Below are 13,758 nucleotides of genomic sequence, written 5' to 3' on the forward strand. Positions count from 1 at the left end.
TAGTGTTACCGCCGTAAGAGAGAGCTGACCTCAGCTTCTGCATAGCAAGCGCCGTACCACAGTGACGGCTAAAGCGATTCAGCCGCAGGTCAAGAGCAAAAGATTCAACCTTGCGACATCTTCTTAACTGATTAACCGACTGCGCACCGTCCCGACGCACCCAATCGGAGCGAGCGCACATTAATGGAGCAGACATGACCGAACCCTTGATTCTTCAGCCCGCCAAGCCCGCAGACGCCTGCGTTATCTGGTTGCATGGCCTGGGTGCCGATCGCTACGACTTTCTGCCGGTAGCCGAAGCCCTGCAGGAAACATTGCTGACCACACGCCTCGTTTTGCCCCAGGCACCGACTCGCGCGGTGACCATCAACGGCGGCTATGAAATGCCCAGTTGGTACGACATTCTGGCCATGAGCCCGGCCCGGGCCATCAGCCGCGAACAGCTTGATGAGTCGGCGAAAATGGTCACCGACTTGATCGAAGAGCAAAAAACCAGCGGAATAGACCCTTCGCGAATTTTTCTCGCCGGTTTTTCCCAAGGCGGCGCAGTGGTATTACACGCAGCCTTCCTGAAATGGCAGGGTGCCTTGGGTGGCGTACTTGCCCTCTCCACTTACGCACCGACCTTCAGCGACGAGCTGCAATTATCTGCCAGCCAACAGCGTATTCCCGTGCTGTGCCTACATGGTCAGTACGACGACGTGGTACAGAACGCCATGGGCCGCAGCGCCTATGAGCACTTGAAGTCCCGTGGTGTCACCGTGACATGGCAGGAATACCCAATGGGCCACGAAGTGTTACCCGAGGAGATACGCGATATCGGTGCCTGGTTGACCACTCATTTGGGCTGAAAACCACACATTGTGTAGCCGTATGACCAACGCACTACGCCGCGCCCGATTCTTGCATTACACTGGCCGGCGTACATTCCTTAACCAATTGATGAGATGACCGTGCTCAAAGCACTCAAGAAAATGTTCGGTAAAAGCGAGGCTGAGCAGCTCGCGCCTGGTTCCAGTGCCCACGCCCACGTTCAAGGCAGCCGCAATGACGGTCAGCAGCCTGGCCGGACCGCACCTGTTGCCTCGCCAAAAAAAGAGCCGGTGACCACACCCGCCACGATTGAAACAGCGCAAGAACAGCCCGCTGAGAAGCCACTCCAGGAGAAGCCTCGCCGCGAGCGAGCGCCCAAACCTATGGTCATTCCCTGGAAACTAGAAGACTTCGCAGTCGAACCACAGGAAGGCAAAACCCGTTTCCACGACTTCAAACTCGCCCCGGAACTGATGCACGCCATCCAGGATCTGGGTTTCCCGTACTGCACACCGATCCAGGCGCAAGTACTGGGTTTCACCCTGGCGGGTAAAGACGCCATCGGTCGCGCGCAGACCGGCACCGGCAAGACCGCCGCGTTCCTGATCTCGATCATCACTCAGCTGCTGCAAACCCCGCCGCCCAAAGAGCGCTACATGGGCGAGCCCCGTGCGCTGATCATCGCCCCGACCCGGGAGCTGGTGGTGCAGATCGCCAAGGACGCCGCCGACCTGACCAAGTACACCGGCCTCAACGTCATGACGTTCGTGGGCGGCATGGACTTCGACAAACAGCTCAAGCACCTGGAAGCGCGCCACTGCGACATCCTGGTAGCCACACCGGGCCGTTTGCTGGACTTCAACCAGCGCGGCGACGTGCACCTGGACATGGTCGAAGTGATGGTGCTGGACGAAGCCGACCGCATGCTCGACATGGGTTTCATCCCGCAAGTGCGTCAGATCATTCGCCAGACCCCGCCGAAAGACGAACGCCAGACCCTGCTGTTCTCAGCGACCTTCACCGAAGACGTGATGAACCTCGCCAAGCAGTGGACCACTGAGCCGTCCATCGTCGAGATCGAAGCGCTGAACGTTGCCAGCGAAAACGTCGAACAGCACATCTACGCCGTTGCCGGCGCCGACAAGTACAAGTTGCTCTACAACCTGATCAACGACAACGGCTGGGAACGGGTCATGGTCTTTGCCAACCGCAAGGACGAAGTGCGGCGCATCGAAGAGCGCCTGGTGCGTGACGGCGTCAACGCTGCGCAATTGTCCGGCGACGTACCGCAGCACAAGCGTATCAAGACGCTGGAAGGTTTTCGCGAAGGCAAGATTCGCGTGCTGGTAGCCACCGACGTGGCTGGCCGTGGGATTCATATCGAAGGCATCAGCCACGTGATCAACTTCACCCTGCCGGAAGTACCGGACGACTACGTACACCGCATCGGCCGTACCGGTCGCGCAGGTGCCGCAGGCGTGTCCATCAGCTTTGCCGGTGAAGATGACTCCTATCAGTTGCCGTCGATCGAAACCCTGCTGGGCCGCAAGATCAGTTGCGAAACGCCGACCACGCATTTGTTGCGAGCCGTAGAGCGCAAACGCCCTTAAGGACTACGCCGCTTTCTGTAGGAGCGAGCTTGCTCGCGAAAAACGTTAACGATAACGCGTGCATCCTGGATAAACGCGGTGCCCTTGAGTTTTTCGCGAGCAAGCTCGCTCCTACAGAAGAGCCTTCAAGGAGGAACACATGAACCAGGCCGACTACATCATTATCGGCGGTGGAATCGCTGGGGCCTCCGCCGGTTACTGGCTGTCGCAACATGCCCGCGTCATCGTGCTGGAGCGCGAATCGCTGCCGGGTTACCACTCCACCGGCCGCTCGGCCGCCCTGTATATCGCTGCCTACGGTACGCCCCAAGTGCGTGCCCTCACCCTCGGCAGCCGCGCCTTCTTCGATCACCCGCCCACAGGTTTCGCCGAGCATCCACTGCTCACGCCTCGTGGTGAATTGCTGGTGGACTTGATTGGCGATCCCGCTGAGTTGCAGCGCCAATACCTGAGTGCTAAGGCCCTGGTGCCCGAAACACAGCTGCTCGACGTCGAGGAGTCGATGGCCATGATGCCGATCCTGCGCCGGGAGAAGGTCCATGGAGGAATTTACGATCCGACGGTCTGTGACATCGATACCGACGCGCTGTATCAGGGTTACTTGCGTGGCATTCGGCGCAATGGCGGTGAAATCCACACCGACAATGAGGTGCTGCAACTGACCCGCGACAGCCAGGGTCAGTGGCTGATCCGCACCTCACAACAACGCTTCAGCGCCCCGGTTATTATCAATGCCGCTGGCGCATGGGCCGATACTCTCGGCGAACTGGCCGGTGCCCGAAAAATCGGCCTGCAACCCAAGCGGCGTAGCGCATTCATCTTCGCGCCTCCTCCCGAACTAGACATCCATTCCTGGCCGGAGTTGGCGGCCCTCGACGGTTCGTTCTATATGAAACCCGACGCGGGCATGTTCCTCGGCTCACCGGCCAATGCCGACCCCGTCGAGCCCCATGATGTGCAGCCTGAAGAGCTGGACATTGCCATGGGCATCTATCAGATCGAAGAAGCCACCACCCTGACTATCCGCCGCCCGACACGAACGTGGGCCGGGTTGCGCAGTTTTGTCAGTGATGGGGACCTGGTGTGCGGGTTTGATCCGCAGGTGGAGGGGTTGTTCTGGGTTGCCGCTCAGGGTGGTTATGGGATTCAAACATCGCCAGCCATGGGTCAGGCCAGTGCGGCGCTAGTGCGGGGTGAGAAGTTGCCGCAGGCACTGGCAGGGTTTGGGTTGACGGAGGCGATGTTGTCGCCACACAGGCTGAAAACCTCAGAATAACCCTGTGGCGAACGGGCTTGTCGGATCGACACAACAAGCCCACTCACCACAAGTACAGCACCCACTATTTATTTCCAGCGATCGGCCGCAGCATGATCGCTGTCGCGCCCTTCCACCCAGCGCGCCCCTTCGTTGGTGTTTTCTTTCTTCCAGAACGGCGCACGCGTCTTCAGGTAGTCCATCACAAACGCGCAGGCATCAAAGGCCGCCTGGCGATGAGCACTGGCAGCGGCAACGAAAACAATAGGTTCGCCGGGCTCCAAGGCGCCGATGCGGTGCAACACTTCCAGTTTGAGCAACGGCCAGCGTTGTTCAGCCTCCACGGCGATCTTGCCGAGGGCCTTTTCGGTCATGCCTGGATAGTGCTCCAGGAACATTCCCGCCACATCGAGGCCGTCGTTGAAGTCGCGCACGTAACCGACAAAACTCACCACCGCGCCAACACCAACGTTAGCCGCGTGCATGGCGTTGACTTCCGCGCCTGGATCAAAGGGCTGGGCCTGCACACGAATCGCCATGCTTAGCCTCCGGTCACTGGGGGGAAAAAGGCCACTTCATCGCCGTCAGCCAGCGGCTCGTCGAGCGAGCAAAGCTCTTCATTGCGAGCGCACATCAAACCGGTTTCGTTGAGCACTTCAAATTCGGGATCTGCTGCCAACGCCTGGCGCACGGCCTCAACCGTGGCAAAATCGCCTTCGACCTCCAGCGAGTCCAGATCCACGGCTTCGCGGTAGCGGGCAAAAAACAGCACTGTGATACTCATTGTTCATCCGCCTTGAAATGCCCACTTTTGCCGCCGAGTTTTTCCAGCAGGCGAATACTTTCGATGGTCATGCCACGGTCCACGGCCTTGCACATATCGTAGATCGTCAGGGCAGCGACACTGGCCGCGGTCAGCGCTTCCATCTCCACGCCAGTCTGGCCGGACAGCTTGCAGCGGGCGACGATATGTACCGCGTCGTCGCCTTCGGCACTGAGTTCAACCTTGACGCCAGTGAGCATCAGCGGGTGACACAGGGGGATCAAATCACTGGTCTTCTTCGCCGCCTGGATCCCGGCGATCCGCGCCACGGCGAACACGTCGCCCTTGGGGTGGGCGCCGTCGACGATCATTTTCAGGGTGCCGGGCAGCATACGCACCCGCGCTTCGGCCACCGCTTCACGGAACGTCACGGTTTTTTCAGTGACGTCGACCATGTGGGCGCGTCCTTGGGAATCGAGATGAGTTAGCACAGGGATACTCCTGATCAGAAGCAGGGATTGTAAACCTGTAGGTCAATTTTGCGTACGCGCGTTTATGTCGCAGTAGAAATCGGGCGACAGCATCGTCGCCCGGTTGCAGTTGGTGTTACAGATGGGATTCGGCGTATTCCGCCAGAATCGAACGTGGAACCCCTTGCAGGGCGATGTGCACGCCGTTGGGGAAGTCCTTGAAGCGTTCCGTCAGGTAGGTCAGCCCGGAGCTGGTCGCGGACAGGTAAGGGGTGTCGATTTGTGCCAGGTTGCCCAGGCACACCACTTTAGAGCCAGCGCCGGCACGGGTGATGATGGTTTTCATCTGGTGCGGCGTAAGGTTCTGGCATTCATCGATCAAAATCAGGCTTTGCTGGAAGCTGCGACCCCGGATGTAGTTGAGGGATTTGAACTGCAACGGCACTTTGCTGAGGATGTAGTCGACGCTGCCATGGGTGTTTTCGTCATCCATGTGCAAGGCTTCGAGGTTGTCGGTGATCGCCCCCAGCCACGGCTCCATTTTTTCCGCCTCGGTGCCGGGCAGGAAACCGATTTCCTGGTCCAGGCCCTGCACGCTGCGGGTGGCGATGATGCGGCGATAACGCTTGGTGACCATGGTCTGCTCGATGGCGGCGGCCAGGGCGAGGATGGTTTTCCCCGAGCCTGCGGCGCCGGTCAGGTTGACCAGGTGGATGTCCGGATCGAGCAGGGCATACAGCGCCAGGCTCTGGTAAATGTCACGCGGTTTCAGGCCCCAGGCTTCCTGGTGCAACAGGGGTTCCTGATGCAGGTCGAGGATCAGCAATTTATCGACCTGGATCTCCTTGATCCAGCCGACAAAGCCCTGTTCGTCGATGATGAATTCGTTGATGTGCACGGCCGGCAGGTTGTCGATCAGTTGTACCTGGTGCCAGGTGCGGCCATGGTCCTGACGGGTTTCGACCTTGCTGACGCGATCCCAGAACGAGCCGGTCATGTTGTGATAACCACGGGACAACATCGACACATCGTCGACCAGTTGATCGGTACTGTAGTCCTCGGCAGCGATCCCACACGCTCGTGCCTTGAGGCGCATATTGATGTCTTTGGTCACCAGCACCAGACGCAGGTCCTTGTCGCGTGCGTGCAGGTCGATCAATTGGTTGATGATTTTGTTGTCGTTCAGATTTTCCGGCAACAGGATGTTGGGCTCGCTGCGCTTGTTCATCAGAATCGACAGCAAGCCCTTGGGCCCACTTTTACCGCGCTGGATCGGTACGCCCACCTCGACGTCGGCGGGTGACGCTTCGCCCAGGGTCTTGTCGATCAAGCGGATGGCCTGGCGACATTCGGCGGCAACGCTGTGAGGCCCGCTTTTAAGTTTGTCGAGTTCCTCAAGCACGATCATCGGGATGGCGACGTGGTGTTCTTCGAAATTAAGCAGCGCGTTTGGATCGTGGATCAATACGTTGGTATCAAGCACATAAAGGATTGGCTGGTTGGAAGAAGGGTTACGTCCATGATCATCCATACTCGGTCACCTTTGTGGGAGCCAGTCGACGCAATACCGTGACAGTGCTGCGCCTCGATTCGACCACCGAACACACCTGAGGGACGTCAAGTGCGTTGCACACAAGAGGAGTCTTGGAAGACGCCACCTGTGTTGCAGGTTTCGGCTGTCTGTCTTCGTAATACCGCAAAACCCATGACAGAAAAAAGCACTTTGACGCTTTTTTGAAGTTTATTTTTCAGGATGACGAATAGCACTAGGCGAGCGTCCGATGCACCGTTAAAGTCAGAAGTCCGCCTGTATCGAAATTTCTTCCGTTTTCGCCCCGAAAAACCCTCATCCCCAACAGGGCCGGGCATCTTGTCGTTTCAGCGAAACGCTTCGCGACAATCCTGCCAGCCGAGTCCACTTTCAGCCGTCGCCTGCAACAGCCAGGGCAGCGCCACTCGAGCCTTGTCCTGAGTGTCATGGAACACAATCACCCCACGGCGCCACAGCAGCATCAACGTCAGTACCCGCTGGCCGGACTCATCGGCCTTGAGTTTGCCCGCCTCATCCTCCGAATCGATGTCCCACAACGCCACTTGCAGCCCCTGAGACTGGAAAAAACCCTGGGCATCAGCGCGACGCTGGCCATACGGCGGCCGGAACAACGGCACATAGTTTTCCGGCAACAGGTTCTGCACCAGCGTGGCACTGCGGGTGATCGAACTTTGCCAGTCGACCCAATGACTGTGGGAGCGGTACTGCCAGCCCTGGATGCCGACACACTGGCCCTGATAAAGCGCCTGCACATCGGCAGACGAACTTTTCTCCAGTCGCATCTGCAGGCTGTTGCCGAGGGCGAAAAACGTGGCGTTCATTTTCTGTTTGCGCAGGTAGTCGGCGAGCCAATCGGTATTGCCGCTGGTCGGCGCCGGGCCGCCGTCGAAGGTCAACAAAAACAGGCGGTCGTTCAGCTCATTGCCGTTACGCTCATGGTCGCCGAAGCGCGCCACTTCGCTGCTGATTTGCGGGAACAGCGCGGCCTTTCGCAGTTGTTCATCCAGATAACGCTCGTGGAAAGCCCGGCTTGGCGCGGCCCAGCCTATGTAGAAGGAGCTGTCGCTGACCTCGAACTTGCTGGCCTGCTCACGCAGGTCGTCCATGCTTTCCACCAGGTAGCAGAACGAGGCGTCCTGCTCACAGCTTTGCTGGGCGAACGTGTAGTTTTCCAGCAGCCGTTGCCACAGCTGGCGGCGCAGGTCGTCGATGGACCCCAGGTTGATGATCTTCAGGCCCAGGCGCTGTTTGAGGGCAGGCTCATCAAGGGCCTCGCTGACCAGCAAGGCACGGGCGAACATCAGGATTTCCGCCCGGGATGCCACATCGAACAGCGCCGGGCTACTCAATTTCTCGGGCCAGGTGCTGCGGTCCAGGCTGGCCACATCCACCGGTGCCGCCTGGATATTCAGACACACCAGCCAGGCTGACAACAAAAGCGCAATTCGCACAGAGGGTCTCCATCTCCAGAGTCGTCGGGCACTATAGCCGATCAGCCCCTATCAGCATCATAGGTGGAGTCAAACCGCCCCAGCCCCTAGAATCCCCCGACGATTACAGGAGACGACTTCATGCTGATGGTGATTTCCCCAGCCAAAACCCTCGATTTCGAGTTACCGCCGGTGACCCCGCGCTTTACCCAGCCGCAATATCTCGACCACTCCCAGGAGCTGATCGAGCAATTGCGCGAGCTAAGCCCAGCGCAGATCAGCGAGCTGATGCACGTTTCCGACAAGATTGGCGGCCTTAACGCGGCACGCTTCGGCAGTTGGACCCCAGCCTTCACACCGGCCAACGCCAAACAGGCGTTGCTGGCGTTCAAGGGCGACGTCTACACCGGCCTGAATGCCGAGACCTTCAAGGACGCCGACTTCGCCTACGCCCAGGATCACCTGCGCATGCTCTCCGGCCTGTACGGCCTGCTGCGCCCCCTGGACCTGATGATGCCTTACAGGCTGGAGATGGGCACCAAACTGGCCAACGCCCGTGGCAAGGACCTGTACGCCTTCTGGGGCACCCGTATCAGCGAGTGGCTCAACGAAGCCTTGGTCGAACAGGGCGATGACGTTTTGCTCAACCTGGCCTCCAACGAGTACTTCTCGGCGGTCAAGCGCCCGGCCTTGAACGCACGGATCATCAACACCGAGTTCAAGGACCTGAAAAACGGTCAGTACAAGATCATCAGCTTCTACGCCAAGAAGGCCCGAGGCATGATGAGCCGCTTTGTGATTGAAGAACGCATCAACGACCCGGCCTTGCTCAAGCAGTTTGATGCCCAGGGTTATCGCTTCAATGCCGAGCAGTCCAAGCCGGATAACCTGGTGTTTTTGCGCGACCACGCACCAGAATAAGGCTACCCCCGACAACGCACAACTTGTGGAGAGCGGGTAAGCGCCCTCTCCACAAAAGCCTCTCCTCTCCCTTTCCGTCGCGAAAAATCGTCATTTATTTGGCGTCAAAAATTATTCTTCAGAATTTATAACGATTCTTTCACTCGACATTCGTCAGTTTTTTTTGTAGTGGCACCACTTTTTTAAATCAGTAGTGGCACAAAACCATTTAAACCCCGCAACTCCCTGCAACTACTGACTAAAGCAGCAAGTGCTATCACTCCACTACCAGTGCCATCTTTCTCAATATTTCAAGAAATTTCCGGAAACAGGATGAGCGGCCAGGAACTATGTCCTAAAGCACCGCTCATACCACCGGTAACGATTATCTCTTTCCTTGTACGAGATTACTTACACAGCGACCAACGGAAGTAGCAAAGTTGTCACATACACTTTGGCTCGATGGTCAAACCATCAACTGATTAGTTGAGGACGGGCGATAAGGCTTCACAGCCATCCCCTACAAGGCCAAGGCTGAGCTTACCTGTATGAGCCAGTGAGACAACCCAAGGCTCTGATATTAAAGACCTAATAGTCAATATCGAAACCTTGCGGCACTGGCACCAGGCATTCCAAAAGGAAGCCTGGCTGCATTTCAGGGCAAGCCCCAATAACAAGGCCAAGTTGCGCACAACTTGAGTGCATTAGTTGGTCACTCGATTTTTAATATGCCTGTACGTGGCAATGGGGCGTCTATTCGCTGCATTTCCTAGTGCATGAGTGACGCCTTAAAACATGAACTCCGGCCATCTAATGGCATGATTAACACAGAGGTAAATGCGATGCGCATCAGCATATTTGGTTTGGGTTACGTTGGCGCAGTATGTGCCGGTTGCCTGTCTGCACGGGGCCATGAGGTCATTGGCGTAGACATCTCCAAGGATAAGATCGACCTGATCAATGCGGGTAAATCCCCCATCGTTGAACCGGGTCTGGGCGAACTGTTGAGCCAGGGTATTAAAACCGGCCGACTGCGCGGCACCACCAACTTCGCCGACGCAATCCGCGATACCGACCTGTCGATGATTTGCGTCGGCACGCCGAGCAAGAAGAACGGCGACCTGGAACTCAACTACATCGAAGCGGTGTGCCGCGAGATCGGTTTTGTCCTGCGAGACAAGACCACCCGCCACACCATCGTGGTGCGCAGCACCGTATTGCCGGGCACCGTGGCCAATGTGGTGATCCCGATACTCGAAGACTGCTCGGGCAAGAAAGCCGGCGTCGACTTCGGCGTCGCGGTCAACCCTGAGTTCCTACGTGAAAGCACCGCCATCGCCGACTACGACTTGCCACCGATGACCGTCATCGGCGAATTCGACAAAGCCTCCGGCGATGTCCTGCAGTCGCTGTACGAAGAGCTCGACGCGCCGATCATCCGCAAGGACATCGCCGTCGCCGAGATGATCAAGTACACCTGCAACGTCTGGCATGCGACCAAAGTTACCTTCGCCAACGAAATCGGCAACATCGCCAAGGCAGTGGGTGTCGATGGCCGCGAAGTGATGGAAGTGGTCTGCCAGGACAAGACCCTCAACCTGTCCCAGTACTACATGCGTCCGGGCTTTGCCTTCGGCGGCTCCTGCCTGCCCAAGGACGTGCGCGCCCTGACCTACCGCGCCAGTTCCCTGGACGTGGAAGCACCACTGCTCAACTCGCTGATGCGCAGCAACGAGTCCCAGGTGCAGAACGCCTTCGACATCATCTCCGGCCACGACAAGCGCAAGGTTGCCCTGCTGGGCCTGAGCTTCAAGGCCGGCACCGATGACCTGCGCGAAAGCCCCCTGGTGGAACTGGCGGAAATGCTGATCGGCAAGGGCTTCGACCTGAGCATCTACGACAGTAACGTCGAGTACGCCCGTGTCCACGGCGCCAACAAGGATTACATCGAGTCGAAGATCCCCCACGTGTCGTCCCTGCTCAACTCGGACTTCGACGACGTGATCAACAACTGCGACGTAATCGTCCTCGGCAACCGCGACGAGAGATTCCGCGCCCTGGCCCAGACCGCGCCCCACGGCAAGCAAGTGGTCGACCTGGTCGGTTTCATGTCCAAAGCCACCAGCGTGAGTGGCCGTACCGAAGGTATTTGCTGGTAAGAGCAGCAGCGAGCTGCAAGCTTCAAGCGGCAAGTTAAAAGCGCTTCACTTGCAGCTTGTAGCTTGCGGCTTGAAGCCTCCTTCACCTTCGGATGACGCTTATGTCCAAGCTAAAACACGTGCTACTTCAATCCGCTGGCTGGCTTTTGTTTTTAAGCCTGTTGATGGGCCTGGCCCTGGCATTGCCGGCGACCATCTTCGACTCCGAGTCCAAGGACTTCATATTCCTGATTGGCGCCGTCGGCATCTGGCGCTACTCCATGGGTGCCACGCACTTTGTGCGCGGCATGCTGTTTCTCTACGTGGTCTACCCGCACCTGCGGCGCAAAGTGCGCAAATTGGGCAAGTCGGCAGACCCGTCTCACGTATTCCTGATGGTCACCAGCTTTCGTATCGATGCGCTGACCACTGCCCAGGTCTACCGCTCGGTGATCCGCGAAGCCATCGAATGCGGCTTCCCCACCACCGTGGTCTGCTCCCTGGTGGAAATGTCCGATGAGCTGCTGGTCAAGAGCCTTTGGGAAAAGATGAACCCACCGGCCCACGTTGAGCTGGACTTCGTGCGCATCGCCGGCACCGGCAAGCGTGACGGCCTGGCCTACGGTTTCCGCGCCATCTCCCGCCACCTGCCGGACGACCGCGCCGTGGTTGCAGTGATCGACGGCGACACCGTGCTCGCCGAAGGCGTCGTGCGCAAGACCGTGCCGTGGTTCCAGCTATTCGGCAATGTCGGCGGCCTGACCACCAACGAGTTCTGCGAAGTGCGCGGCGGCTACATCATGAGCGAGTGGCACAAACTGCGCTTCGCCCAGCGCCACATCAACATGTGTTCCATGGCCCTGTCCAAGCGCGTGCTGACCATGACCGGGCGCATGTCGGTGTTCCGCGCCAGCGTCGTCACCGACCCGAGCTTTATCGCCGACGTCGAAAGCGACTCGCTGCAACACTGGCGCCTGGGCCGCTTCAAGTTCTTGACCGGCGATGACAAGTCCAGCTGGTTCAGCCTGATGCGCCTGGGCTACGACACCTTCTACGTGCCGGATGCGGCGATCAACACCGTCGAGCATCCACCGGAAAAGAGCTTTATCAAGGCCAGCCGCAAACTGATGTTCCGTTGGTACGGCAACAACCTGCGGCAGAACTCCCGGGCCCTGGGCCTGGGTGTGAAACGCCTCGGTGCGTTCACCAGCGTGGTGCTGTTCGACCAGCGCGTGTCGATGTGGACATCCTTGCTGGGCCTGACCGTAGCGATCATCGCCAGCTTCAAATACGGCGGCGCGTTCATCCTCGCCTACCTGCTGTGGATCGGCATCACCCGCCTGATCCTGACCCTGCTGCTGTCGTGTTCCGGCCACAAGATCGGCCCGGCCTACCCGGTGATTCTCTATTACAACCAGATCGTCGGCGCGCTGGTAAAAATCTACGTGTTCTTCCGCCTCGATCAACAGTCCTGGACCCGCCAGGACACCAAACTGACCCGCGATTTGGCCAGCTTTCAACGTTGGTTCAACACCTGGTCGTCTCGGACCATGACCTTCTCCGCCGGCAGCATCTTCGTTGCTGTGTTGCTGATGATGGTCTGACCCTGCCAAGCCTGAATTAACTAGGAATTACACCGCCATGAATAGCCCAATGAATTCTCCAGTAAACGCCAATGTTGTTCACGAGTCCGAAGCCCAGCGCCAACACGCCCGGGTCAAAATCCCGGCCAAGCTGCGCTTCTTCGGCGCCGACCGCACGCCCATGGAAGTGCGGGTCATCGACCTGTCTGCTGGCGGCCTGGCCTTCAACGCCGCCCAGCAACCGCTGAAAGTCGGCGATGTGCATAAGGGTCGCTTGCAGTTCGTCATCGACAACCTTGGCCTAGCGATGGACGTCGAGCTGCTGATTCGCTCTTACGATCGCCAGACCGGCCGCACCGGCTGCCAGTTCCAGAACCTGGAGCCGCAAGATATTTCCACCCTGCGTCACCTGATCACCTCGCACCTGTCCGGTGACATCGTGACCATGGGCGACGTGCTCGCCACCCTGCAGCGCGACAACTTCACCAAGGCGCGCAAGGTCAAGGACGGCGGCAGCGGCATGAGTGCCTTCGGTCGCCTGCGGGCCGTGACTTTCAGCCTGGCGATCTTCCTCGTCGGCCTGGCCGCTTTCGGTTTCATCTTCAAGTCGGTGTACGGCATGTACTTCGTCAGCCACGCCCAGGCTGGCCTGGTCAGCGTGCCCGGCATGAACATCACGATGCCTCGCGACGGCACCGTGCAAAGCCTGATCAAAGGCGATGCGGTGGCGGCCAAAGGCGCGCCACTCGCCACCTTCAGCACCAGCATGCTCGACGTGCTCAAGGGCCATCTGGACGAAGACCAGTTGCAACCGGCCAAGGTTGAAGAGCTGTTCGGCAAGCAAATGACCGGCACCCTGACCTCCCCGTGCGACTGCATCGTGGCTCAGCAATTGGTGGCTGATGGTCAGTACGCCAGCAAGGGCGACGTGATCTTCCAACTGGTGCCACGTGGCAGCCAGGCCAACGTCGAGGCACGTTTCTCCTATCGCCAGTTCGGTGATGTGCGCCCAGGTACGCCGGTGAGTTTCCAGGTCGCCGACGAAGAACAGACCCGCACCGGCACCATCGTCAGCAGCACCAGCCTCAACAGCGCCGACCTGTCCTCCGACATTCGTGTGCAGATCAAGCCCGACGCTCCGCTGGACAGCGCCTACGCCGGCCGGCCGGTGGAAGTGACCAGCGACCGTGGCCCATCCCTGAACTGGCTGATCGACAAAGCCATGGCCGCCGGTCTTTAAGCAG

At 58.7% G+C, this 13,758-nt stretch carries 12 protein-coding genes; 7 read left to right on the forward strand and 5 right to left on the reverse strand.

All coding sequences use genetic code 11. From position 1 onward, the window contains the following. The first annotated feature begins 194 nt into the window (after positions 1-194). The 3 genes from AAEZ06_RS00685 to AAEZ06_RS00695 all read left to right on the forward strand — a co-directional run bounded on the left by AAEZ06_RS00685 (position 195) and on the right by AAEZ06_RS00695 (position 3,699). Positions 195-851 (forward strand): alpha/beta hydrolase, encoded by a 657-nt coding sequence (locus AAEZ06_RS00685; RefSeq protein WP_149410973.1) that lies wholly within the window; start codon positions 195-197, stop codon positions 849-851. A gap of 96 nt (positions 852-947) precedes the next feature. Beyond that, positions 948-2,423 (forward strand): ATP-dependent RNA helicase RhlB, encoded by a 1,476-nt coding sequence (gene rhlB, locus AAEZ06_RS00690; protein ID WP_350612460.1) that lies wholly within the window; start codon positions 948-950, stop codon positions 2,421-2,423. Between the two features lie 139 nt (positions 2,424-2,562). Next, positions 2,563-3,699: an NAD(P)/FAD-dependent oxidoreductase gene (locus tag AAEZ06_RS00695; RefSeq protein WP_149410971.1), complete on the forward strand. Its 1,137-nt coding sequence runs from the start codon at positions 2,563-2,565 to the stop codon at positions 3,697-3,699. A 68-nt stretch (positions 3,700-3,767) separates the two neighbouring features. Here the strand turns inward: AAEZ06_RS00695 and moaE are convergent, their stop codons facing one another. The 5 genes from moaE to AAEZ06_RS00720 form a co-directional block, all read right to left on the reverse strand. Beyond that, a complete protein-coding gene (gene moaE / locus AAEZ06_RS00700) occupies positions 3,768-4,217 on the reverse strand; it encodes a molybdopterin synthase catalytic subunit MoaE (protein WP_149410970.1) in 450 nt (149 codons plus the stop codon). A 2-nt stretch (positions 4,218-4,219) separates the two neighbouring features. After that, a complete protein-coding gene (gene moaD, locus AAEZ06_RS00705) occupies positions 4,220-4,462 on the reverse strand; it encodes a molybdopterin converting factor subunit 1 (protein ID WP_149410969.1) in 243 nt (80 codons plus the stop codon). After that, positions 4,459-4,932, reverse strand: coding sequence for a cyclic pyranopterin monophosphate synthase MoaC (gene moaC, locus AAEZ06_RS00710; RefSeq protein ID WP_350612463.1), 474 nt, complete (start codon positions 4,930-4,932; stop codon positions 4,459-4,461). The genes moaD and moaC overlap by 4 nt, the downstream gene beginning before the upstream one ends. Before the next feature lie 115 nt (positions 4,933-5,047). Next, positions 5,048-6,442 carry a PhoH family protein gene (locus tag AAEZ06_RS00715; RefSeq protein ID WP_149410967.1) on the reverse strand — a complete coding sequence of 465 codons (1,395 nt, stop codon included), beginning with the start codon at positions 6,440-6,442 and terminating at the stop codon, positions 5,048-5,050. A 347-nt stretch (positions 6,443-6,789) separates the two neighbouring features. Beyond that, positions 6,790-7,914, reverse strand: a complete 1,125-nt coding sequence (locus AAEZ06_RS00720) for a polysaccharide deacetylase family protein (RefSeq protein ID WP_350612465.1) — start codon at positions 7,912-7,914, stop codon at positions 6,790-6,792. Positions 7,915-8,034: 120 nt separating this feature from the next. Between AAEZ06_RS00720 and yaaA the strand changes: the two genes are divergently transcribed. The 4 genes from yaaA (at position 8,035) to AAEZ06_RS00740 (ending at position 13,754) form a co-directional block, all read left to right on the forward strand. Beyond that, positions 8,035-8,814: a peroxide stress protein YaaA gene (yaaA, locus tag AAEZ06_RS00725; RefSeq protein ID WP_350612467.1), complete on the forward strand. Its 780-nt coding sequence runs from the start codon at positions 8,035-8,037 to the stop codon at positions 8,812-8,814. Between the two features lie 821 nt (positions 8,815-9,635). Beyond that, the gene (locus AAEZ06_RS00730) at positions 9,636-10,952 is read left to right on the forward strand and encodes a nucleotide sugar dehydrogenase (RefSeq protein WP_149410964.1); all 1,317 of its coding nucleotides are present in this window, start codon (positions 9,636-9,638) and stop codon (positions 10,950-10,952) included. Positions 10,953-11,053: 101 nt separating this feature from the next. Next, entirely contained in the window at positions 11,054-12,535 is a 1,482-nt protein-coding gene (gene alg8, locus AAEZ06_RS00735; RefSeq protein WP_178114382.1) for a mannuronan synthase, read from the forward strand. A gap of 49 nt (positions 12,536-12,584) precedes the next feature. Then, positions 12,585-13,754, forward strand: a complete 1,170-nt coding sequence (locus AAEZ06_RS00740; RefSeq protein WP_350612470.1) for a PilZ domain-containing protein — start codon at positions 12,585-12,587, stop codon at positions 13,752-13,754. Positions 13,755-13,758 lie beyond the last annotated feature (4 nt).

Source organism: Pseudomonas sp. HY7a-MNA-CIBAN-0227, assembly GCF_040310325.1.
Taxonomy (GTDB): domain Bacteria; phylum Pseudomonadota; class Gammaproteobacteria; order Pseudomonadales; family Pseudomonadaceae; genus Aquipseudomonas.

What these genes read in the sequence shown, in the direction of transcription:
- AAEZ06_RS00730 (WP_149410964.1), top strand. Translation starts at nt 9,636, where the DNA reads ATGCGCATCAGCATATTTGGTTTGGGTTACGTTGGCGCAGTATGTGCC.
- AAEZ06_RS00695 (WP_149410971.1), top strand. Translation starts at nt 2,563, where the DNA reads ATGAACCAGGCCGACTACATCATTATCGGCGGTGGAATCGCTGGGGCC.
- AAEZ06_RS00715 (WP_149410967.1), bottom strand. Translation starts at nt 6,442, where the DNA reads ATGGATGATCATGGACGTAACCCTTCTTCCAACCAGCCAATCCTTTAT.
- AAEZ06_RS00740 (WP_350612470.1), top strand. Translation starts at nt 12,585, where the DNA reads ATGAATTCTCCAGTAAACGCCAATGTTGTTCACGAGTCCGAAGCCCAG.
- yaaA (WP_350612467.1), top strand. Translation starts at nt 8,035, where the DNA reads ATGCTGATGGTGATTTCCCCAGCCAAAACCCTCGATTTCGAGTTACCG.
- moaD (WP_149410969.1), bottom strand. Translation starts at nt 4,462, where the DNA reads ATGAGTATCACAGTGCTGTTTTTTGCCCGCTACCGCGAAGCCGTGGAT.
- alg8 (WP_178114382.1), top strand. Translation starts at nt 11,054, where the DNA reads ATGTCCAAGCTAAAACACGTGCTACTTCAATCCGCTGGCTGGCTTTTG.
- moaE (WP_149410970.1), bottom strand. Translation starts at nt 4,217, where the DNA reads ATGGCGATTCGTGTGCAGGCCCAGCCCTTTGATCCAGGCGCGGAAGTC.
- AAEZ06_RS00685 (WP_149410973.1), top strand. Translation starts at nt 195, where the DNA reads ATGACCGAACCCTTGATTCTTCAGCCCGCCAAGCCCGCAGACGCCTGC.
- rhlB (WP_350612460.1), top strand. Translation starts at nt 948, where the DNA reads ATGACCGTGCTCAAAGCACTCAAGAAAATGTTCGGTAAAAGCGAGGCT.